This window comes from Klebsiella planticola ATCC 33531 (genome assembly GCF_000735435.1).
Lineage (GTDB): Bacteria > Pseudomonadota > Gammaproteobacteria > Enterobacterales > Enterobacteriaceae > Klebsiella > Klebsiella planticola.
Genome location: NZ_JMPP01000022.1, coordinates 41,644 through 62,513, shown reverse-complemented (window position 1 = coordinate 62,513; position 20,870 = coordinate 41,644). Strand labels below are relative to the sequence as shown.

General features: G+C 55.7%; 19 protein-coding genes and 1 pseudogene. 3 read left to right on the top strand and 17 right to left on the bottom strand.

Annotated elements, in window-relative coordinates:
* The first annotated feature begins 111 nt into the window (after nucleotides 1-111).
* A complete protein-coding gene (gene sseA, locus GRPL_RS15090) occupies nucleotides 112-960 on the top strand; it encodes a 3-mercaptopyruvate sulfurtransferase (RefSeq protein WP_032695554.1) in 849 nt (282 codons plus the stop codon).
* Between the two features lie 32 nt (nucleotides 961-992).
* On the opposite strand, the gene sseB is transcribed toward sseA, so the two are convergent.
* The 11 genes and pseudogenes from sseB to trmJ all read right to left on the bottom strand — a co-directional run bounded on the left by sseB (nucleotide 993) and on the right by trmJ (nucleotide 10,042).
* On the bottom strand, nucleotides 993-1,769 hold the full coding sequence (sseB, locus tag GRPL_RS15095) for an enhanced serine sensitivity protein SseB (protein WP_032686493.1): 777 nt from the start codon (nucleotides 1,767-1,769) through the stop codon (nucleotides 993-995).
* Between the two features lie 86 nt (nucleotides 1,770-1,855).
* Nucleotides 1,856-3,142 (bottom strand): aminopeptidase PepB, encoded by a 1,287-nt coding sequence (gene pepB, locus GRPL_RS15100; RefSeq protein WP_032686562.1) that lies wholly within the window; start codon nucleotides 3,140-3,142, stop codon nucleotides 1,856-1,858.
* Nucleotides 3,143-3,321: 179 nt separating this feature from the next.
* A complete protein-coding gene (gene iscX, locus GRPL_RS15105; protein ID WP_004866369.1) occupies nucleotides 3,322-3,522 on the bottom strand; it encodes a Fe-S cluster assembly protein IscX in 201 nt (66 codons plus the stop codon).
* Nucleotide 3,523: 1 nt separating this feature from the next.
* On the bottom strand, nucleotides 3,524-3,859 hold the full coding sequence (fdx, locus tag GRPL_RS15110) for an ISC system 2Fe-2S type ferredoxin (RefSeq protein ID WP_004866372.1): 336 nt from the start codon (nucleotides 3,857-3,859) through the stop codon (nucleotides 3,524-3,526).
* A gap of 1 nt (nucleotide 3,860) precedes the next feature.
* Nucleotides 3,861-5,712, bottom strand: a pseudogene (hscA, locus tag GRPL_RS27715) (Fe-S protein assembly chaperone HscA).
* A gap of 15 nt (nucleotides 5,713-5,727) precedes the next feature.
* Nucleotides 5,728-6,243, bottom strand: a complete 516-nt coding sequence (hscB, locus tag GRPL_RS15115) for a co-chaperone HscB (RefSeq protein WP_032686491.1) — start codon at nucleotides 6,241-6,243, stop codon at nucleotides 5,728-5,730.
* Nucleotides 6,244-6,436: 193 nt separating this feature from the next.
* On the bottom strand, nucleotides 6,437-6,760 hold the full coding sequence (iscA, locus tag GRPL_RS15120) for an iron-sulfur cluster assembly protein IscA (RefSeq protein ID WP_004866380.1): 324 nt from the start codon (nucleotides 6,758-6,760) through the stop codon (nucleotides 6,437-6,439).
* A gap of 15 nt (nucleotides 6,761-6,775) precedes the next feature.
* Complete coding sequence (iscU, locus tag GRPL_RS15125; RefSeq protein ID WP_004866383.1) at nucleotides 6,776-7,162, bottom strand: Fe-S cluster assembly scaffold IscU; 387 nt, start codon at nucleotides 7,160-7,162, stop codon at nucleotides 6,776-6,778.
* Between the two features lie 26 nt (nucleotides 7,163-7,188).
* Complete coding sequence (gene iscS, locus GRPL_RS15130) at nucleotides 7,189-8,403, bottom strand: cysteine desulfurase (protein WP_032695555.1); 1,215 nt, start codon at nucleotides 8,401-8,403, stop codon at nucleotides 7,189-7,191.
* Nucleotides 8,404-8,580: 177 nt separating this feature from the next.
* Complete coding sequence (gene iscR / locus GRPL_RS15135) at nucleotides 8,581-9,072, bottom strand: Fe-S cluster assembly transcriptional regulator IscR (protein WP_004866388.1); 492 nt, start codon at nucleotides 9,070-9,072, stop codon at nucleotides 8,581-8,583.
* 235 nt (nucleotides 9,073-9,307) lie between these two features.
* Nucleotides 9,308-10,042 (bottom strand): tRNA (cytosine(32)/uridine(32)-2'-O)-methyltransferase TrmJ, encoded by a 735-nt coding sequence (gene trmJ, locus GRPL_RS15140; protein ID WP_032686489.1) that lies wholly within the window; start codon nucleotides 10,040-10,042, stop codon nucleotides 9,308-9,310.
* 120 nt (nucleotides 10,043-10,162) lie between these two features.
* Here trmJ and suhB point away from each other — a divergent pair, with 120 nt between their 5' ends.
* On the top strand, nucleotides 10,163-10,966 hold the full coding sequence (suhB, locus tag GRPL_RS15145; protein ID WP_004866394.1) for an inositol-1-monophosphatase: 804 nt from the start codon (nucleotides 10,163-10,165) through the stop codon (nucleotides 10,964-10,966).
* Nucleotides 10,967-11,005: 39 nt separating this feature from the next.
* Here the strand turns inward: suhB and GRPL_RS15150 are convergent, their stop codons facing one another.
* Together GRPL_RS15150 and GRPL_RS15155 are read right to left on the bottom strand one after the other, a co-directional pair.
* A complete protein-coding gene (locus GRPL_RS15150; protein ID WP_032699024.1) occupies nucleotides 11,006-11,986 on the bottom strand; it encodes a nickel/cobalt transporter in 981 nt (326 codons plus the stop codon).
* On the bottom strand, nucleotides 11,977-12,615 hold the full coding sequence (locus GRPL_RS15155; protein WP_032686487.1) for a DUF1007 family protein: 639 nt from the start codon (nucleotides 12,613-12,615) through the stop codon (nucleotides 11,977-11,979). The genes GRPL_RS15150 and GRPL_RS15155 overlap by 10 nt, the downstream gene beginning before the upstream one ends.
* Nucleotides 12,616-12,739: 124 nt before the next feature.
* Between GRPL_RS15155 and csiE the strand changes: the two genes are divergently transcribed.
* Complete coding sequence (csiE, locus tag GRPL_RS15160; RefSeq protein ID WP_032695557.1) at nucleotides 12,740-14,017, top strand: stationary phase inducible protein CsiE; 1,278 nt, start codon at nucleotides 12,740-12,742, stop codon at nucleotides 14,015-14,017.
* Here csiE and GRPL_RS15165 read toward each other — a convergent pair.
* From GRPL_RS15165 to GRPL_RS15180, 4 genes are all read right to left on the bottom strand, one after another.
* Complete coding sequence (locus GRPL_RS15165; RefSeq protein WP_032699023.1) at nucleotides 14,014-15,147, bottom strand: 3-phenylpropionate MFS transporter; 1,134 nt, start codon at nucleotides 15,145-15,147, stop codon at nucleotides 14,014-14,016. The two genes, csiE and GRPL_RS15165, sit on opposite strands and share 4 nt — an antisense overlap.
* A 66-nt stretch (nucleotides 15,148-15,213) precedes the next feature.
* Nucleotides 15,214-16,062: an aldose 1-epimerase gene (locus tag GRPL_RS15170; protein WP_032699022.1), complete on the bottom strand. Its 849-nt coding sequence runs from the start codon at nucleotides 16,060-16,062 to the stop codon at nucleotides 15,214-15,216.
* Nucleotides 16,062-17,498, bottom strand: a complete 1,437-nt coding sequence (locus GRPL_RS15175) for a sugar porter family MFS transporter (RefSeq protein ID WP_032699021.1) — start codon at nucleotides 17,496-17,498, stop codon at nucleotides 16,062-16,064. Before GRPL_RS15175 ends, GRPL_RS15170 begins: the two co-directional genes overlap by 1 nt.
* Before the next feature lie 68 nt (nucleotides 17,499-17,566).
* Nucleotides 17,567-20,842: a DUF5107 domain-containing protein gene (locus GRPL_RS15180; protein ID WP_032699020.1), complete on the bottom strand. Its 3,276-nt coding sequence runs from the start codon at nucleotides 20,840-20,842 to the stop codon at nucleotides 17,567-17,569.
* Between the last annotated feature and the right edge of the window lie 28 nt (nucleotides 20,843-20,870).

The window sequence follows — 20,870 nt, the reverse complement described above, 5'->3', positions numbered from 1 at the left end:
GCCTATTTTAAGGAACGTCGCGGCGTCGCAACTCCGGTGCTCTGAGCTTGTCAGCCGTCGGGAAAACGTCGACAATTCATTGAATGATGGATAATAAAACGGAGGCCCCCCATGTCCACCTCGTTTTTTGTCGCCGCCGACTGGCTGGCGGAACATATTGATGACCCGGAAATTCAGATTATCGATGCGCGAATGGCGCCGGCAGGTCAGGAAGCCCTGCGTGATATGGATGCGGAGTATCGCGCGGGTCATATTCCCAACGCCGTATTTTTCGATATCGAAGCCCTGTCGGATCACACCAGCCCGCTGCCGCATATGATGCCGCGCGCGGAGGCTTTTGCCGTGGCGATGCGCGAACTGGGGGTCAGCAGCGATAAACATCTGGTGGTTTACGATGAAGGCAATCTCTTCTCAGCCCCGCGCGCCTGGTGGATGCTGCGCACATTTGGCGTCGAAAATGTCTCGATTCTCGCCGGCGGCCTGGCCGGCTGGCAGCGCGATGAACTGCCGCTTGAGCAGGGAGTTCCCGAGATTCCGGAAGGCGAATTTGACGGACGCTTCGATCCGGAAGTGATCAAACGGCTGACCGATGTGCTGCTGGTTAGCCATGAGGGATCGGCGCAGATCGTCGATGCGCGTCCGGCCGGGCGTTTTAATGGCCTGGTGGATGAGCCTCGTCCGGGGCTGCGTCGTGGCCATATTCCCGGCGCGCTCAACGTACCGTGGACCGATCTGGTGATTAATGGCGAACTAAAAACCGTTGATGAGCTGAATGAGATTTTCATTCGCCAGGGCGTGGATTTCGAGCGACCGATTATCGCCAGCTGCGGCTCCGGCGTCACGGCAGCGGTGGTGGTGCTGGCGCTGACGACGCTGGGCGTCAACGGCGTCTGCCTGTATGACGGCTCGTGGAGCGAATGGGGCGCACGTAGCGACCTGCCGATCGAACCGGCGCAATAAGAACAACAGCGGGGGCCTCGGCCCCCGCGGCTTTAGATAATGCGGTTCTGTTTGAAATCGCGCAGGAAACTGCCCCAGCGCTTTTCATAGAATGGCGTGATATGAGCCATCATAAAATGACTGATCCCCTTTTCACCTTCAACCACCTGACAGATATCAATCGGCTCATCACCCGGTAACGTATCGGTCGCCACGCTGCCTGCCGCCTGGATCACCTCTTCGATATCGCCTTCGGCTTCAATCCCGATCAGCAGGTTTGCCGGCGCATCAGCGCTATCTTTAATTGAGCACAGAAACGCCCGTCTGACGGTCTTCATCGTTTTAAACAGCGTCGTCAGCGAATCAATCATCTGCGCCGGTGGCTCGGCGACTTCAGACAACAACAAAGATTCGCCGCCTTCGAGCACGGTTTGGGTGCTGAGCGGACTGCCCTCTTCCCCCAGCAGATGGCGGATCTCATTGGGCATAAACTCTTTACCGGTTGCCAGCTTCGCATTGAGGAACAGCGTTTCGCCGAGCGTCATCGCAAACAGCGTCCGGGCCGGCATCACCACAAACGATTGTTCATCTTCCACCGCCTGCTGCAGCGCTTCCAGAGAAGTGAAAAACGGAATCACCGAGGCGCCATCGTCTTTCTCCCAGTGCTGCAGATCGACGGCGCTCTCTTCGACAATCTGTTCGCCTTCCGCCGCCGCCCCCGGAACCCACACGGTGGATTCCAGCAGCGTACGGAAAAATGCGGGGCGGTGGCCCGGCTCGGTCGCCGCCTTTTCCAGCAGAGTTTCTAATTCATTTTTAGTTTCGGACATAGTTTGGCTACTTCACAATTGCCCGCTTGCGCGGGCCTACGGGTTCTGTAGGCCGGGTAAGCGTAGCGCCCACCCGGCAAAAAAGATTACTCAGCCGTCAGCAGGTTCGCTATGGTACGTACGCCGAGGCCGGTGGCGCCGGCAGACCACTGCTCAACCGCCGCTTTGCGGTAGGTCGCCGAGCAGTCGATGTGCAGCCAGCCCTGATGATAATTTTCAACGAAATGCGACAGGAAACCGGCTGCGGTGCTGGCGCCAGCCGGATAGGCTGCGCTGCCGGTGTTGTTCAGCTCGGCGAAGTTAGACGGCAGTTGACCACGGTGGAACTCGGCCAGCGGCAGGCGCCAGAAGGCTTCATTTTCCGCCTGCGCGCTCGCCAGCAGACGGTTAGCCAGCGGGTCATCAAAGCTGAACAGCGCGTGGTAGTCATTACCGAGCGCGGTTTTCGCCGCCCCGGTCAGGGTCGCGGCATCGATGATCAGCTCAGGTTTCTGCGCCGAGGCGTCAATCAGACCATCCGCCAGCACCAGACGGCCTTCAGCGTCGGTGTTCATGATTTCCACGGTCTTGCCATTGCGGTAGCGAATGATGTCGCCCAGTTTAAAGGCGTTACCGCTGATCAGGTTGTCTGCACAGCACAGATACAGCTTCACGCGTTTGTTCAGGCCGCGGGTAATCGCGAACGCCAGCGCGCCGGTAACCGTTGCCGCGCCGCCCATATCGGACTTCATCGAATCCATAAACGCGCTTTGTTTGATGCTGTAGCCGCCGGAATCGAAAGTGATCCCTTTGCCGACCAGGCAGGCATACACCGGGGCTTCTTTATCACCGGTTGGGTTGTAATCCAGCGCCAGCAGTACCGGCGGACGCTCGGAGCCGCGGCCAACGGTATGCAGGCCAAGGTAGCCCTGCTCGCGCAGGTCTTCACCTTTCGTGATACGGTAAGTCACGTTGTCGCAGGCGACGCTGCACAGCAGATCGACGGCGCGCTGAGCCAGCTGTTCCGGACCGAGCTCTTCCGCCGGCGCGTTAATGGTATCCCGCACCCAGTCAATAATCGTCAGGCGATTGTCCAGCTCGCTTTTCTGCACGTCGTCCAGCGCCGGCCATTCCACCTTGCGGCTGCCTTTCGGCCCTTTGTAGCCGGCCCAGAATGCCCACGCGCGGTCGGTATCCCAGCCTTCGCCGCTCAGCGCAACGTGTTTGATCCCCATCCCGTCGACTTTACGCGCCGCACGCTGAATCAAACCGAGATCGTCTTTACCGTTCAGATGCAGGGTGATGCCGTCATTATTAATGCTGTAAGCCGCTTTTTCTCCCCAGCGCGCGTCGGCGGGTTGGGTCGTCAGCGTAATCCTCATGGCTTCGGTCATTTTATCTTTATCCTTATTTGGCAAAAGGGCCGCCAAAAGGCAGCCCATATTATTTTTCCGATGTTTCACGCTGCAGGAGAAGGCGGTCAGCCGCTCATTCGCCGGGCCCACAGATGACTGTGCGGCGGGAGTGAGCAAACATGACCCACGCATCTGCAGCGTGAAGCATGTTGCGGAAATTATTCTGCTTCATCTAACCAGACTAGCAGAATCGCCTCCAGAATTTTTTCATTGGATGCGGTCGGATTGTCATCAAAATCTTCCAGCTCGCAAATCCACTGATGCATATCGGTGAAGCGAACGGTTTTCGGGTCGAGATCCGGGAAGGCGTCATACAGCGCTTCGCCAATTTCACGACTATCGGTCCATTTCAGTCCCATATTAATGCTCGCGTGCGTGGTTGATAGTATAACGCGGGATCTCGACGACCAGATCATCGTGGGTCACGCGCGCCTGGCAGCTCAGACGGCTGTCGGGCTCCAGCCCCCAGGCCTTATCCAGCATATCATCTTCATCTTCGGTACTTTCGGCCAGCGAGTCAAAACCTTCACGCACGATGCAGTGGCAGGTGGTGCAGGCACAGGATTTTTCGCAGGCGTGTTCAATCTCAATGCCGCTACGCAGAGCAGCATCCAGAATGGTCTCACCGATCTCAGCTTCCACAACTACGCCATCCGGGCACAGGTCCTGATGGGGCAGAAAAACAATCTTTGGCATATTAAACCTCGTCCACGGATTGGCCTTTCAGCGCAGTACGGACCGACTGGTCCATGCGGCGTGCGGCAAATTCCTGGGTTTGTGTGTCTGTATTTTTAATCGCATCTTTAATCGCGTCGGCGTCATCGCCTGCGGCAACCGCACGCAGCTGCGCCGTTGCTTCATCGATAGCCTGACGTTCTGCGGCGCTTAGCAGCGCGGCATCGGCGGCCAGCGCACTTTCCAGGCTCTCAAGAACGCGCGCGGCTTCCACTTTTTGCTCGGCCAGCATACGCGCCTTGATATCCTGTTCGGCGTGACTCATCGAATCTTTAATCATGGTGGCGATTTCGCCATCGGTCAGACCGTAGGAGGGCTTGACCTGAATGGAGGCTTCGACGCCGGTCGATTTCTCCATCGCGGTCACGCTCAACAGGCCATCGGCATCCACCTGGAAGGTGACGCGAATGTGCGCTCCGCCCGCCGGTAACGCCGGAATACCACGCAGCGCAAAACGCGCCAGCGAACGGCAGTCCTGCACCAGTTCGCGCTCACCCTGCATGACGTGGATAGACATCGCCGTCTGACCATCTTTAAAGGTGGTGAACTCCTGCGCACGCGCCACCGGAATCGTGGTGTTGCGCGGAATCACTTTCTCCACCAGGCCGCCCATCGTCTCCAGCCCTAAAGAGAGCGGAATAACGTCGAGCAACAGGAGTTCGCTATCGGGTTTGTTGCCCACCAGGATATCGGCCTGAATCGCGGCACCAATGGCCACCACTTTGTCCGGATCGATAGTGGTCAGCGGCGTGCGGCCAAAGAACTCACCGACGCGCTCACGAACCAGCGGCACGCGGGTTGAACCGCCGACCATGACCACTTCCAGTACCTCTTCCGCCGCCACGCCCGCATCTTTCAGCGCGCGACGGCAGGCTAACAGCGTGCGTTTCACCAGCGGCGCAATCAGCTCGTTAAACTGGTCACGGGTAATAGCGCCTTGCCAGCCGCCGACATTAACGCTGACGGAATCGGCATCGCTGAGGGCAATTTTCGCCGCGATGGCCGCATCCAGGAGTTCACGCTGCAGGCGGTTGTCGCTACGATCGCTCAGCCCGGCCAGTTCACGGAGATAATCCGCCAGCAGATGGTCAAAGTCATCGCCGCCCAGCGCAGAATCCCCGCCGGTGGCCAGCACTTCAAATACGCCGCGGCTTAAGCGCAGCACCGAAATATCAAAGGTGCCGCCGCCGAGATCGTAAACCGCGATCCACCCCTTCCTGACCGGAGTCCAGGCCGTAGGCAATGGCCGCAGCGGTCGGTTCGTTCAACAGGCGCAATACGTGCAGACCGGCCAGACGCGCGGCGTCTTTGGTGCCCTGGCGCTGAGCATCGTCAAAATAGGCCGGGACGGTAATCACTACGCCGTCGAGTTCGCCGGACAGCGCTTCCGTTGCCCGGGCGGCCAGCGCCTTCAGGATGTCGGCGGAGACGCGAACCGGGTTGAGCAGACCGCCGGCGGTCTGAATCATCGGCAGACCATTTTCGCTGGCCTGCAGTTGGTAAGGCAGATGGGGATAACGAGTCTGGATATCGGCCAGCGAGCGCCCCATCATCCGTTTCACGGAACTGATGGTATTAACCGGGTCGAGGGCTGCATTGTGTCGGGCATCGTAACCGACGCTCAGGCCAGATTCATGGTAGTTCACCACGGAAGGCAGCAGGTAGCGCCCCTGATGGTCGGGCAGAGTTTCGGCCTGACCGCTACGCACGGTAGCGACCAGAGAATTGGTGGTGCCCAGGTCAATACCCGCCGCCAGACGACGCTGGTGCGGCGCGGCACTCAGGCCAGGCTCACTAATTTGTAATAAGGCCATAATTGCTTCCGAAAATTAAAAATCGAGCAGCTTTTCTTCGAGTTGTTCTGCAACGCTCTGAAGTTTATCGAGAAAACGCAGTTTACGCACGGTATCCGCCGCCGCGTCCCACGTCTCGCTATTTAATTGTTCGACAACCTGCTGATGACGAACGTCGTACATCCCCTTCACGCGTTTGATAAATGCCGCCAGACGTTCTTCATCCTGCGATTTTTCAATCTCATCCAGCTCTTCACGCAGCTCCAGCTGTTCCATCAGAAAGGCGGTATCGCGCACGGTGTGCTGTTCGCTGGCTAAGTCATAGCCATGGAGCGAAAGGAGATATTCGGCGCGGGTCAGCGGATGACGGAGCGTTTGCCACGCCTGATTGATCGTTGCGGATTGCTGCACGGAGGCGAGCTGTTCGGCCGCGCTCGCGCTGGCGAACTTGTCGGGATGATACTGGCGCTGCAAATCCTGGTACCGGACAGCCAGCTGTTCTTGCGAAAGGGTATAACTGACCGGTAACCCGAAGAGGGTGAAATAGTCCATAGTAACCTCAGGGTTAACGAGATAAAGCAAACCCCACTCACGATTCACCGCGGTGGGGTCCTCTACCCGTGTACATCGGGCCGCCTCTGCGTGGGCTGTCGTCGCTTACCCGCTGGGCCGACTGCTGTCAGCCTCCGGGATTCACGCGTTTACCGCCCTGATGCGGCCGGAAATACGTCGGATAGTGTCGGGATTATACGTTAAAGCTTTCGCCGCAACCGCACTCATCTTTCACATTCGGGTTGGTGAATTTAAACCCTTCGTTCAGGCCTTCTTTGACGAAGTCCAGCTGAGTGCCGTCGAGGAACTGCAGGCTTTTGCCGTCGATCACTACCTTGACGCCTTTATCTTCAAACACGGTGTCTTCTGCCGCCGGCTCGTCAACAAATTCCAGCACGTAGGCCATACCTGAGCAGCCGGAAGTGCGGACACCTAAGCGCAGACCGAAGCCTTTGCCACGGTTGGCCAGGAAGGAATTAACTCGCGACGCTGCGCTGTCGCTAAGAGTAATCGACATACAATAACCTCTTAATTATTTCGCTTCACGTTTGCTTTTATAATCCGCAATCGCGGCTTTAATCGCGTCTTCCGCCAGGATGGAGCAGTGAATTTTCACCGGCGGCAGTTCCAGCTCATCGGCGATATCGGTGTTCTTGATAGCCTGAGCTTCGTCCAGAGATTTCCCTTTCACCCATTCGGTAACCAGGGAGCTGGAGGCGATAGCAGAACCGCAACCATAGGTCTTGAAGCGCGCGTCTTCAATGATACCTTCATTGTTGACTTTAATCTGCAACTTCATCACGTCGCCGCACGCCGGTGCGCCAACCATGCCGCTGCCGACGCTATCGTCGCTGTTGTCAAAAGAGCCGACGTTGCGCGGATTCTCGTAATGATCGATAACTTTTTCGCTGTATGCCATGATGAATTCTCCTTATACCCTACCGATTAATGATGTGACCATTCGATGCTGTTCAGATCTACGCCCTGTTTGAACATATCCCACAGCGGAGAAAGGTCGCGCAGACGGCCGATGGATTTACGAACCAGATCAATGGTGTAGTCAATCTCTTCTTCGGTAGTGAAGCGACCTAAAGAGAAACGGATAGAACTGTGTGCCAGTTCGTCAGTCATGCCCAGTGCGCGAAGCACATAGGACGGCTCAAGGCTTGCGGAGGTGCAAGCAGAACCGGAGGAAACGGCCAGGTCTTTCAGCGCCATAATCAGCGACTCGCCTTCAACATAGTTGAAGCTGACGTTGAGAATGTTCGGTGCGCCCTGCTCGAGGTCACCGTTGAGGTAAACCTCTTCCATATCTTTTACGCCGTCCCACAGACGGTTACGCAGACCGCGCAGACGCGCCATCTCGCTTTCCATCTCTTCTTTCGCGATACGGTAAGCTTCACCCATACCGACGATCTGGTGGACTGGCAGAGTACCGGAACGCATGCCGCGCTCGTGACCGCCGCCGTGCATCTGCGCTTCAATGCGGATACGCGGTTTGCGACGAACGTACAGTGCGCCAATACCTTTAGGACCATAAATTTTGTGACCCGAGAAGGACATCAGGTCAACTTTCAGCTGGCTCAGATCGATAGGCAGTTTGCCCACGCTCTGGGTGGCGTCAACGTGGTAGATGATGCCACGCGCGCGGCACAGTTCGCCGATGGTGGCGATATCCTGCACAACGCCGATTTCGTTGTTCACGTGCATGATGGAGACCAGGATGGTGTCGTCACGCATCGCGGCTTCCAGTTCTTTCAGATCGATAATCCCGTTGCGCTGCGGCGCCAGGTAGGTGACCTCGAAACCTTCACGCTCCAGCTGGCGACAGGTATCCAGAACCGCTTTATGCTCGGTTTTGCTGGTGATAATGTGCTTGCCTTTTTTCTGATAAAAGTTGGCAGCACCTTTAATCGCCAGGTTGTCGGATTCCGTTGCACCGGAGGTAAAGACGATTTCACGCGGATCGGCACCGACCAGTTCAGCAATCTGATTACGGGCGATATCTACCGCCTCTTCAGCCTGCCAACCGAAACGGTGTGAACGAGAGGCCGGGTTACCAAAGGTCCCGTCCAGGGTCAGGAACTGCATCATTTTCTCGGCAACACGCGGGTCCACCGGCGTTGTTGCGGAGTAATCGAGGTAAATCGGTAATTTCATTGCTCTTTAACTCCGTACATCACTCAATGCAAGGAACCAGGCAACCGGCTTGATGTACGACCGGGGACACGGGATGTCGCAACATCCCGGCCTGATTCTGAAATCTCTTTTTTATCGTTTTTACTCTGACTATTTCAGCCTGCTGCAGCGGAGCCGCAAGCTGAAACAAGACGAGTATTATGCACGCAGCTTGACGTCAATTGCGTCCTGAGTGCGGGTATTGCGCTGGGATTCATGGCTATGCTGACGACCTGAAACATCGAGGATTTCCTGGTTATTCACCAGTTCACCCAGGGTGATATTGTTCAGGAAGCCGGTCAGACGTTCGCTCAGGTCGCGCCACAGCGCGTGGGTCAGGCATTTATCGCCGCCCTGGCAGCCGCCTTTACCCTGACAGCGGGTCGCGTCAACCGATTCGTCTACTGCGCTGATCACTTCGCCTACGGCGATGCTGCCAGCTTCTTTACCTAACAAATAACCGCCGCCTGGGCCACGAACGCTGGATACCAGACCATTTTTACGCAGGCGGGAAAACAGCTGTTCCAGATAGGACAGCGAGATTCCCTGACGTTCAGAAATATCAGCCAACGGAACCGGGCCCGATTCAGAGTTGAGCGCAACGTCCAGCATCGCGGTCACAGCATAACGCCCTTTAGATGTCAGTCTCATGTCTTACTTAACCTCAAACTCGCCCCTGCCCGGGCTTTTTATTAATATGGGTATTGCATAGCAGGGCCAAGTCTGACATTCCCGAGTAATTTGGTCAACTATTTACTTGACTGTTTTAGTCAGGTATTTAACCATCCGTGCGGTCTGTATTTGCCCGGCGGCGCTACGCTTGCGCGGGCCTGTGGCAATGCAGGCCAGGTAAGCCAGAGCCGCCCCCGTCAAGGGATGCAGGCGCTTACTTCTCTTTCTTTAACTGATCGATAGACGCCAGCATACCACGCAGGATATTCAGCTCCTGGCTTTCCGGACGCGCGCGGGTAAACAGACGGCGCAGTTTGTTCATCACCTGTCCCGGGTGGCTGGCGCGAATAAAACCGGTGGCAAGCAGGGTTTGCTCGAGGTGGCCATAGAAACGTTCTAAATCATCAACCAGCGGATACGGCGTCTCTTCGTGCTCTGCTGCCGGTTCGTCCTGTTCCTGGGTGGCCAGCCACGCCATACGTACTTCGTAGGCGATAACCTGCACCGCCATTGCCAGGTTCAGCGAGCTGTATTCCGGGTTTGCGGCAATAGCCACGTGATAGTGACATTTCTGCAGTTCATCGTTGGTCAGCCCAACGCGTTCGCGGCCAAAGACCAGTGCGACCGGCGCATGCTGCCCTTCCGCCACGCTCTTCAGACCGCACTCGCGCGGGTCAAGCATCGGCCACGGCAGAGTACGTGAACGGGCACTGGTCCCCACCACCAGGCTGCAGCCGGCCAGGGCTTCATCCAGGGTATCAACGATCTGCGCGTTACCAATCACATCACTGGCGCCAGCGGCCAGCGCGATAGCCTGAGAGTCAGGTTTAACCAGCGGGTTAACCAGCCACAGGTTGGTTAATCCCATGGTTTTCATTGCCCGGGCGACGGAGCCCATGTTTCCGGTATGTGATGTTTCTACCAGTACAATTCGAATATTTTGTAGCATTATGGTTCTTCGGCTAAAGATTATTCACGCATGCTATCATAAAACGGAGACATAGGCAGATTTCACTGTTACTATGTGCGCCGTTTTTTCCCGTTCTTTAACATCCAGTGAGAGAGACCGATGCATCCGATGCTGAACATCGCCGTGCGCGCAGCGCGCAAGGCGGGTAATTTAATTGCCAAGCACTACGAAACCCCAGACTCCGTAGAAACGAGCCAGAAAGGCAGCAATGATTTTGTGACCAACGTCGATAAAGCAGCTGAAGCGCTGATTATTGAAACCATTCGCAAATCTTACCCGCAGCACACCATTATCACCGAAGAAAGCGGTGAACACGCAGGTGAAGATCAGGATGTTCAATGGGTTATCGATCCACTGGATGGCACCACCAACTTCGTCAAACGTCTGCCGCACTTCTCTGTTTCCATCGCCGTACGCATCAAAGGCCGTACTGAAGTCGCGGTGGTTTACGATCCAATGCGTAACGAACTGTTCACGGCTACCCGTGGTCAGGGCGCACAGCTGAACGGTTACCGTCTGCGCGGTAGCAACGCTCGCGACCTGGATGGCACGATTCTGGCGACCGGCTTCCCGTTCAAAGCAAAACAGCACGCGACGGCGTACATGAATATTCTCGGTAAGCTGTTTACCGAGTGTGCTGATTTCCGCCGCACCGGTTCTGCTGCTCTGGATCTGGCTTACGTGGCCGCAGGCCGCGTTGACGGTTATTTTGAAATCGCGCTGAAACCATGGGATTTTGCGGCAGGCGAGCTGATTGCTCGTGAAGCAGGCGCGCTGGTCTGCGATTTCACCGGCGGCCACAACTACATGCATACCGGCAACATCGTTGCCGGTAATCCGCGTGTCGTTAAAGCTATGCTGGCGAATATGCGTGACGAACTGAGTGAAGCGCTGAAGCGTTAATCATTCTCCCCTCCCCAGGTTCACGGGGGAGGGGATTCTTCAAAATGGTCGCAAGCCCCCACCAACAGGCGCCGCACTGCTCCACATCACCAGCGCCGCAACCAATAAAATCACACCGCCCGCCAATGCCAGCGTCGCCCAACCAACGTGTTGCCACAGCGGTGGCGTCTTATTGCCGCTGAGCTTAACGGCCAGCTGCCGGAAACCATGAACCAGCAGCGCCAGCGCGCTAATGGTCAACGACGTGCCTGCCGCCATCGCCAGCGCCGCCGCCATTCCCCAGTTAAATACGCCAATCACTTTACTAAACAGCAGGACCATAATCGCCCCGGAACAGGGTCGCATCCCCATAGAGAGGATAATGACCAGCCGCGCGCGCCAGTCATCGCCGCCCTGTAGCTGTTCCGGTGCGGGCATATGCTGATGTCCGCATCCGCACTGCGCATGATGAACGTGGTGCGGCGTAAATGCGATAAACGTCGGTCGTCGCAGTACCGCGCGTAGCTTTTTTACCGCCCGCCAGCACAACAGCAGGCCCAGCGCCCCCACCAGCAGATAGCTGCCTTTCTCCAGCCAGAAGCTGCTGAGGTGCAGCTGTCTGGCCGGTAGCTGCAGGAGGGTTAACACCACCACGACCAGCACAATCGCCACTACGCCCTGCAGGAGCGAGGCCGCCAGGGTCAGCATGATACTGGATTTAAGTTTTGCCGGATGTGTTGCCAGCCAGGTGGTAATCACGATCTTGCCATGTCCAGGCCCCAGGGCGTGCAGCACACCGTAGATAAAACTGAACGCCAGCAGCGATAATCCCGCCGCTGAGGGGTTGTCCGCAACCGCTTTCAGCAGACGGCTGAGCTCAAGATTCAACGCCCGCTGCCAGACGGCGCTTTGCAGTAAAACCTGCGGCCAGGCCTGCCATAGCCAGATCCCCGCCGCGGTTGCCAGCAGCAAAAAAAGCGCCAGCGGCCACATCTGGCGCAGACGCGAAGTGCGTGCGGTGTGAGAGAAAATTACGGACATGTCAGCGTCACCTTCTGCGCAAAGTAGGTTCCCAGCGCCATATCTTCCGGCGGCGCGTCGGCTTTATCGAGAGACTGGGCAAAAGCCGCCATTTTTTCATTCGGTTCCGGCGTGACCACCTTAACCTTGCACGTCGTACTCAAGGCGGCGGGCAACGTGACATCGCTCGCGTTGTCATAGTGCATATCGACATAATAGGTCGGGTCAAATGTCGATAACGTCAGCGTTTGTCCGGCCAGCGGCTGAGGCTTTGCCAGCGGCAGGGTAAACGTCAGCACCGCCTGGTGCCCCTCGCGTTCGAGACCATAGCCATCAGGTCGATTATCAAACTTCACCCGCTGGCCGTTATGCCATAGCTCGCTGAAATAATGCTGGCCGAGCACATTGGCCATCACTTCCGCCGCCAGTTTTTTCCACACCTCATCCCCTGGCTTTGCTTTCCCCGCATCGTAGAGCAAGTCTGCCGAAGTGATTTCATCCATCGTCCAGCGCATTTTAAAACCGGTGAGCAGCCCGTTGTCCGCCACGACTTCCGTTTTCAGGCTAATGAAGCTATGCGGGTGCGCTAGCACACTAAATGATAAAACCATGAAAAATGCCGCACTGGTGCATTGTTTCACTCTCTTCATCCGATCCTCACGTGAAAAATTCTGTGAACTTAGCCAGCAATCCTGACGTAAAGGCGCCGAACTGCCCTGATCTCCATTCATCCATTAGCTATTCTTAGCAAAAACCCTAACTGGAACTCACCAGATGATGACCGTCATTGAACCACCATCTGCGCTTTCCAGTCCACAGCGCCGTAGCCAGGTACTGCTGATGTTTTATCTGCCCGGGCAACCGGTGACGCCAGAACGGCTTAGCCACATCAACCAGGTTGATGAGTCAACGGCCCGGCAGGATATCGCAGAGACCGCACGCGAAATTCAGCGTTACCACCGACTGACCCTTTCGTCACAGGTGGACGGCAGCTACCGGATTGAAGGTGCTGTCATCGATCAACGTCTGTGTCTGCTGCACGGTCTGCGGCGGGCATTACGTCTATGCCCGCATTTTATTGCCCACCATTTTACGCCGGCATTAAAAACGCAGCTTAAACTACAGGGCATTGCGCGGACGCTGTATGACGACACCAACCTGCAGGCGCTGGTCAACCGCTGCTCGCGGATGCTCAACCGGCAGTTTGACTGTCGCGATGTTCATTTCCTGCGTCTGTATCTGCAATATTGCCTGCTGCAGCATCATCTTGGACTCACCCCGGATTTTACCTATGAGCAGCAGCGCTGGACGCAACAAGCGGTGGAGTTCACTCTCGCCCAGGAGATCGTTCGCCACTGGCAACGCCGGGTCGCCAGCACGCCGCACGCGGGCGAACAGCTGTTCCTGACGCTGCTCTTTATGTTGTTGAAAACGCCCGATCCCATCCGCGACGGCCATCACCAGGATCGGCGGCTACACCTGGCAATCGACCGCCTGATTCATCGTTTCCAGGATCTGGCAGGCCGGCCGTTCAGTGATGACCAGGGACTTAGCGATCAGCTTTATATTCATTTGTCGCAGGCGCTCAACCGCAGCGTTTTCGCTATCGGTATTGATAACGCGCTGCCGGAAGAGATTAGCCGTCTCTACCCGCGGCTGATGCGCACGACCCAGGCCGCGCTCAGCGAGTTTGAAGCGACGTACGAGATTACGTTTAATCAGGAAGAGGTGGGACTGATCGCGGTGATTTTTGGCGCATGGCTGATGCAGAAAAGCGATCTGCATGAAAAACAGGTCGTGCTGCTCACCCATGATAATCCCGTTCTTGAACAGGCGCTTGAACTCCAGCTGCGCGAACTGACGCTGCTGCCGCTGAATATTAAATATCAAAGCGTGCAGGCTTTTGAGAAGGAAGGCGCGCCCAAAGGCGTGGCGCTGGTCGTCACCCCTTACGCCACCGCGTTACCGCTGTTTTCGCCGCCGCTGTTTCACACTGAAGAGATGTTCAGCGATCACCAGCGGCAGCATATTTGCAAAATGCTCGAGGATTAGGCAACAGCTTTTGGCCGTAGCACCAGCGCCGGGAGGGCCACCAGCGCCATCACCCAGAAGACCCCCTGGTGCAGGTGCTGATAGAGGAAGCCAGCGAAAACCGTCATGACCGCAATGCTGCCGCCCATCGCCACGGCAGAATAGACCGCCTGCAGGCGTATCACTTCGCTGCCCTGGCGCGCGGAGATATAGCGCATCGCCGCCAGGTGGCAGACCGTAAAGGTGCCGCAGTGCAAAATCTGCGTGACGATAAGCCACGGAAGAGCCGTGGTCGCGCCCATCAGCGTCCAGCGAATCAGACCGCACACTGCCGAAAGCAGCAGCAGCTCCCGGGCACTGAAGCGACTGAATACTTTTTTACTCAGTGCAAAGATAACCACTTCCGCCACCACGCCCAATGACCATAAATAGCCCACGGCAGAGGCAGAGTAACCGGCTTCCTGCCAGTAAATCGCGCTGAAGCCGTAGTAGGCGGCATGCGCCCCCTGAAGCAGACAGACGCAGGCGAGAAAACGCCAGCTTTGCCGTATCAGCGACAGCCAGGCCGCCACCCCCGCCGCTTCCTGATGACGAGACTCCCCTTGCGGCATCACCGAGGGTTTCAGCAGCATCCCCAGCAGCATAGAAGCAACGCCGAGGCTGAGCAGCAGCAGAATCGCCCGATAGTCAAACAGGCTGACCAGCTTACCGGTAAGCGCCGAACCGATAACAAACGCCACCGACCCCCACAGACGCACGCGCCCGTAGTCCATGGTTATCTGTTTTTGCCAGGTGTTGGCCAACGCATCGGTCAACGGCACCAGCGGAGAGAAAAAGAGGTTGAACCCCACGATCACCACCGCCAGCCAGGCTACGTGGTTCCCGGCCCAAAAGGCCAGGGCAAACAAGAGCACCAGTAACGCGAGGATCCGCAGGGCGGAAATCAGCCGGGAGGGATCGCTGACCCGCGGCGCGATAAGCAGGCTTCCCAGGAAACGGGCCACCAGCCCGGCGCCCAACAGCATGCCGATGGTTTCCGGCGTTAAGCCTGTTCCCGCCAGCCAGACGCTCCAGAAAGGCAAGAAAATACCGTAGCTGAAAAAATAGGTGAAGTAACTAAGCGCCAACCAGCGCGTGGAGTGCAAGACCATGATTCCCTCCCGAATGGAGTCGATAGTCTGGCGATAAAGCGCCACGGGCGCAAGACGGGGATTTATCTATCTCCCAGCAATGAGTACCTGATTTACCGCTATTTTCAGCGACCATGAAACGGTATCTCCCGGCCCTAAGACCACCAGACCGGGCTGCCCTTCCATGTTATGTGCGTCAACCGGATGGCTCTGCGGCTCCAGGCAAATAAAAGGTTTACCCGGCATCCGGAAAAGCATCAACCAAGGAGTTTGCGACGAAATCGTGACAGACATCACATCTCGTTGAATGCTTGCGACGCCGCCCCAGCCGGAATAACAAACGTTTAACCAGCTATCTTCACCGTAAGTCGCCTGTGAGAAATCACCTCCTGCTGGCAGGTCTCCGCGCCAGCTTAGCGGTAAATGCAAATCACCTTCCGGCCAGTGTCCGCTCGCCTGAAACTGTACCTGGCTGTGCCTGTCGAAGGCGAAGAATGGGTGAAAACCGCCACCGTACAGCATCGGCGCATCCCCACAGTGAACGAGCGTCATAGTGGCGACAAGAGTCTCTTGCTGCAGTTCGTAACGTATTAGCGCCAGATAATCGAATCCGCAGGAATGTTTCTGACGCAATTGCAGTACACAATGACAGGAAGATTGCGCTTTGACTTCCCACGGTTGTAACCAGCCATCGCCATGCAAGAAGAAACGTGCATCCGCATGATGGCTGGGCAACCTGACTTCTCGTCCACGAAAAAGAAAACGATTATCTGATACGCGGTTCGCCATCGGTATCATCGGGAACATGCCGCCAGCAGGATTATCATATAAAACCGGAATCTGGCATTGACGGGAAAACAAGCTTTGTACCTTGCCGCCCAGTGAGTTGACGCGCATCTGAAGATGCGCGTTTTCCAGAATAAAGCTATCCACCATTAGCGTATCCGATCCTGTTTCATCGTCTGCCTACCGGTATGGCGCTGCGCCAGTTGCTCTTCAAGCGCTTCCAGAGTCACACCTTTGGTTTCCGGAACATTGCGCAAAATGTAGAGATAACCTGCTGCACAAATCACACCATACAGAATGAAGCTACCCGATGCTCCCAGCCCGGCATTGAGTAGCGGGAAGGTATAGGTTAGCAGGAAGCAAGCAATCCATAGTGCCAGCGTCCCGAGTGACATGGCCAGGCCACGTACGCGATTAGGGAAAATTTCCGACAGCAGCACCCAGGTGACCGGGGCGAGCGTTAATGCATATATAGCAATCGCCGCCAGCACCAGAATAAGTACAGGTAATCCCAAAATTCCCAGACCGTAGGCTGCACCGATTAATGCATAAATAATAGTCAGCCCAGCCGCACCCAGCAGCATCAGTTTGCGCCGGCCAATTTTATCGACCAGCGGTAAGGCCGCGATGGTAAATACCAGGTTGATAAGTCCGGTAGCAACAATTGATTTCAACGTACTGTTAATATCAAACCCGGCAGAGGCAAAAATCTCCTGCGCGTAGTTGAAAATGACGTTAATCCCGCACCACTGCTGAAACATGGCCAGGACAATGCCAATCATGATGACAGGGCGTACCTTCGGCTCCAGCAGGGCAGACCAAGAGACCTTTTGCGAATCTTTACTGAGGGTATGTTCAATATCACGGATGGTTTCATCGGCGTAGCGCTGATTGCCGATACGCATCAGCATTTGATGGGCACGTTGGCTTTTTCCTGCACGTACCAGCCAGCGCGGAGATTCAGGAACAAAAAACATCAGTACCAGAAATACCACCGCAGGAACGATGCCAGAGCCAAACATCCATCGCCAGCCCACCTGCCCGTTCCAGCTGGCACTAATTTCTGCAAGCGTGGCACTGCTCGCTACCGGCTTAGCAATCATCAGGTTAACCAACTGAGCCGCCAGCACGCCAATAACAATCGTCAATTGGTTGACCGCCACAAAACGTCCACGCTGTGCCGCCGGGCTTATCTCAGCGATATACATCGGGCTTAGCGCAGACGCCAGACCGATGCCAAGGCCGCCGACAATACGCCAGACGACAAACATATCAAAGCTGTGGGCAAGCGCCGTTCCCCAGGCCGACAGCGTAAACAATGTTGCGGCCATAATCAGAGGCTGTTTGCGGCCAAATTTATCCGCACACCATCCGGAGGCCAGCGCACCGAATACACAACCCACTAGCGCTGAACTCATTGCCCAACCGGACTGTGCCGGGTCGGTAATAGAGAAATAAGCTTCATAAAATGGTTTCGCTCCGCCAATGACCACCCAGTCATAGCCAAACAGTAAACCACCGCAGGCGGCAACCAGACAGATAGTCCAGACGTAGCCCATTTTAAGATGTGTCTGCGCGTTATTCATATAGATTCCTCTTTAAGGGAAACGCAGGGAACAGTAGGGTTGGCGGGATGCCCCCGCCAGTTTGAGGTTCAGGAAAAGATGCCGCTTTGCAAGGCATGGCTAATCAAATGCGCCTTATCATGAGCGGGGTTGATCGCCAATAACTGCTGTAGTGCGCGCTGATAGTCGGTTATATTCCCCAACCCCAGATGCCCCAGCGCTTCAATGAAAAGACAATGCTGTTGATGTTGCTGCGCCGCCGGCACATCCAGGACCACCAGGTCAGGTAGCGAGACGGCGAAAAAGTCGGCTTGTGGGACATTGTCCTTGTGACATTGAGCCCAGGCGATAAAGTTCTGGAAATGCTGCACTGCCTGCGCTTCATTGCCGCACTGGCGCATTGCCATTCCCTGCCAGAAGAGATAATCAGCGGGTTGATCGTTATAGTAGCGTCCGGCATTCAGCGTAGTACCACCCTGGAGTGCGCGGCGGTAGTATGCCGTCGCCTGCTCAGTTTCCCCGCTTTGCGTCGCGCAATGACCGAGCAAATACCAGATGTCGTTGTCTGTCTGCCCCGGTAGTCTCCCCTCACCAAGGTTATACGGATAGCACAACGCCTCCTCCAGATACTGAATAGCCTGCGGGAACGTCCGGCGCTCAATCGCTTGTAAGGCACTGTGCAGCTGATTAAGTAAATACTGGCCGGTCACTTTACCCTCCCCGCCTTCCCAGGGATGAAACTCTCGGGTACGCAAAATATGTGCGGCATCGGCATAACGCCCACAACTGTTCCACAAACTGAGTAACTCAGCAGTCAGATCGTCGCGCTTCAGGGCAACCGCGAGGTTCTCCTCCAGATGACGTAATCGCTCGCTAACGGAGGTGCCCGTCAGCTTACTGAGATAATCCAGTTCGAAACGAAAACGAGCATTTTCAGGTTCTAGCGCGACTGCTTGCTGGAGTCGAGCCATTGCCCGCACCGAATCATGTTGTTTGTTCCAGGCGTACACGCCAAGTAAACGATGTGCTGGCCCATAATCCGGTGCTTCCTCCAGCGTCTCATGCCAGCAAGCAACCGCCTCGTCATAGCGTCTTTTGCTGTACCAGAAACAACCCAGCAGATAACAGGCAAAAGCACTGTCATCCAATTTCTGCAGCATCTGGACTTCATCGAGTGTATTAGGAAAGCGTACCCGTAACGTGTGGCAGTGCTGGGCCAATGAGATAAAGTGCTGGCGCTCGCTGGCTACGTCGCTTAATGCCGCGCGCCACAGCATTGGAATGGCCTCCTGGCAATCGAGCATGGCTAACATCGTTTTTGCGGTCTCTTTCTGCCCGATAGAAAGCAACCATCCGGCAAGCAGACTAGCATTAATACCTCGACAGCCAGTCACGCGTAGCAGGCTATCGCGCGTCTCATCGTCCTGATTGATCATCCAGCTAACACAATGCAGCGGGTAGCTTAGTGGATATTGTTCAAGACATACCGATATGTACTTCAGAGCCTCGCTGCCGCGCTGTAATTCCGCCAACGCCAGCGCTTTAAGCGCCATTGCCATATGATTACTGCCGTTAAACCGGAGGCTAATGTCTACTTTTTCTAACGCATCCGCGATGTCGCCACGCTTCATTGCCAGCCGCGCAAGAGACCAGTAGGCCGCATCACGACAATTTCCGCTCCACGAAGCCTTGTAATAGTGATCCCATGCATTGGTTTCATCGCCCTGTCTTTCCAGAGCACTAGCGAGCAACATGCTGGCTTCACCATCCCGAGGGTTTTTATTCAGACGATGGGCGCGCAGCAGCGCGGCCCGAGCACATTGTTCCGCCAACGACCAGTCAGCAGCGTTAAGTGCCAGCGTGCCGAGGGCAACATTATTGCGGTAATCCTGTGGGTCAAGTGCTAGCGCCCGACGATAGTAATCTGCGGCATAGCGGCTGGCGTGGTTGTACTGTTCCAGGTGTTGACCAATAAAATAAAGCTCATCCTCGTTATCGATCTCTTCAGGCATAGCTGGTGCCGTTGCAGGGTCAGGTAATGGCGTTTGCTGTGCCTGATGCTCCTGATACTTCAGTAGTAGTTCGCCTTCCCTGCTTTTTACCTGCAGAGTTAAGCGCGCGGCGTCCTTCTCCTGCAGTGTTTGCAACCAGCTTTCGCCGGGCTTTAACGTTAGCTGAGTTTCATAAAGAGGCAGCTCATCCGCACTCAGCTCCAGAACAATATTTTCCAGCGGAGCAATCGCATAGATCCCTAATTGCAGCTGTTCAGCTTCACGAACCAGTTTGAGAGCAAGCCGCGTATTCGCATTTTGCACATTTCCCAGCTCACTGTAAGGAAGGAAATTTTGAACAAAAATTTTCTCCTCATATGGATCAAGCCAGGTGAAATCCGGTTGATTATCGGTAAATACGCCGGTCATCAGTTCAATATAGGGGCCATTGTTGTCAGTCAGATTCCGATCCCACGCCTGACCGAAATCACCATGGCCCCAGCTCCACTGTTTTTTACCTGGTGAGACATGGTGGTCGGCGACATGCAAGAGCCCGCCGCGTTCATCATGATGATAGGCACCGACAAAGTCGTAATCCGATTTTTCCGCCATATAGGAAGTCGGTACGGGGACATTCTTATAGCGGGAAATATCCACCCCAGCCGAGTAATCAACCTTATAGTAAGTACCCGTGGCGACAGGAAATGCAGAGACATCGCGCTTGCCATGGTCGAAGACGGCAGTCACATCAGGAGGGAAGACGCTCTGATGCGCATCGCCACCTTTGACTGCCGGATTGGCCCACCACAAGAAATGCCGTGGTGTGGCATTGCCGTTAAAAACCTTACCTGTAATTTCTATCAGTGCACGGTCGGGATAAAGGGTAAATCCAGTCATAACCTGCAAACCACGCATTGGTTCCGCCTCCCCCATCCATACGGTTTGCGTACCGTCTTGACCCTGCAGGATCGTAAAATCAACGGGCATAAACGTTGTCGGTCGGTGGTGCTGGGGCCAGTTAAACTCAATACCACCAGAAATCCATGGCCCAAGTAACCCAACCAGTGCGGGCTTAACAACCTCGTTGTAGTAGACGAAATCACGTTGTTTAACCTTGTCGTAGGCACGATGGATACGCCCGCCGAGCTCAGGAAGTAGCATGATACGAATGAAATCATTCTCCATCCATACCGCATGATACTCACGCAACTCACGCTCACCCGTTAACGTATCAATCACGCCATATGGGTACACACTCCCCGAAGAACCTTGATAGACCCGTTTCTCAAGGAACATCGGGTTAGGGTCTTCCGCGCCCGTTGTCCACGTCGGTAATGTAATCGTTTCCTGCCAGACTTTAACCGAACCGTACATAGCGTTCTCCACTAAATGAAAAGAAGTA

Excerpts from the sequence above, each read along its gene's own strand:
- sseA (WP_032695554.1), top strand. The coding sequence starts at position 112 with ATGTCCACCTCGTTTTTTGTCGCCGCCGACTGGCTGGCGGAACATATT.
- sseB (WP_032686493.1), bottom strand. The coding sequence starts at position 1,769 with ATGTCCGAAACTAAAAATGAATTAGAAACTCTGCTGGAAAAGGCGGCG.
- pepB (WP_032686562.1), bottom strand. The coding sequence starts at position 3,142 with ATGACCGAAGCCATGAGGATTACGCTGACGACCCAACCCGCCGACGCG.
- iscX (WP_004866369.1), bottom strand. The coding sequence starts at position 3,522 with ATGGGACTGAAATGGACCGATAGTCGTGAAATTGGCGAAGCGCTGTAT.
- fdx (WP_004866372.1), bottom strand. The coding sequence starts at position 3,859 with ATGCCAAAGATTGTTTTTCTGCCCCATCAGGACCTGTGCCCGGATGGC.
- hscB (WP_032686491.1), bottom strand. The coding sequence starts at position 6,243 with ATGGACTATTTCACCCTCTTCGGGTTACCGGTCAGTTATACCCTTTCG.
- iscA (WP_004866380.1), bottom strand. The coding sequence starts at position 6,760 with ATGTCGATTACTCTTAGCGACAGCGCAGCGTCGCGAGTTAATTCCTTC.
- iscU (WP_004866383.1), bottom strand. The coding sequence starts at position 7,162 with ATGGCATACAGCGAAAAAGTTATCGATCATTACGAGAATCCGCGCAAC.
- iscS (WP_032695555.1), bottom strand. The coding sequence starts at position 8,403 with ATGAAATTACCGATTTACCTCGATTACTCCGCAACAACGCCGGTGGAC.
- iscR (WP_004866388.1), bottom strand. The coding sequence starts at position 9,072 with ATGAGACTGACATCTAAAGGGCGTTATGCTGTGACCGCGATGCTGGAC.
- trmJ (WP_032686489.1), bottom strand. The coding sequence starts at position 10,042 with ATGCTACAAAATATTCGAATTGTACTGGTAGAAACATCACATACCGGA.
- suhB (WP_004866394.1), top strand. The coding sequence starts at position 10,163 with ATGCATCCGATGCTGAACATCGCCGTGCGCGCAGCGCGCAAGGCGGGT.
- GRPL_RS15150 (WP_032699024.1), bottom strand. The coding sequence starts at position 11,986 with ATGTCCGTAATTTTCTCTCACACCGCACGCACTTCGCGTCTGCGCCAG.
- GRPL_RS15155 (WP_032686487.1), bottom strand. The coding sequence starts at position 12,615 with ATGAAGAGAGTGAAACAATGCACCAGTGCGGCATTTTTCATGGTTTTA.
- csiE (WP_032695557.1), top strand. The coding sequence starts at position 12,740 with ATGATGACCGTCATTGAACCACCATCTGCGCTTTCCAGTCCACAGCGC.
- GRPL_RS15165 (WP_032699023.1), bottom strand. The coding sequence starts at position 15,147 with ATGGTCTTGCACTCCACGCGCTGGTTGGCGCTTAGTTACTTCACCTAT.
- GRPL_RS15170 (WP_032699022.1), bottom strand. The coding sequence starts at position 16,062 with ATGGTGGATAGCTTTATTCTGGAAAACGCGCATCTTCAGATGCGCGTC.
- GRPL_RS15175 (WP_032699021.1), bottom strand. The coding sequence starts at position 17,498 with ATGAATAACGCGCAGACACATCTTAAAATGGGCTACGTCTGGACTATC.
- GRPL_RS15180 (WP_032699020.1), bottom strand. The coding sequence starts at position 20,842 with ATGTACGGTTCGGTTAAAGTCTGGCAGGAAACGATTACATTACCGACG.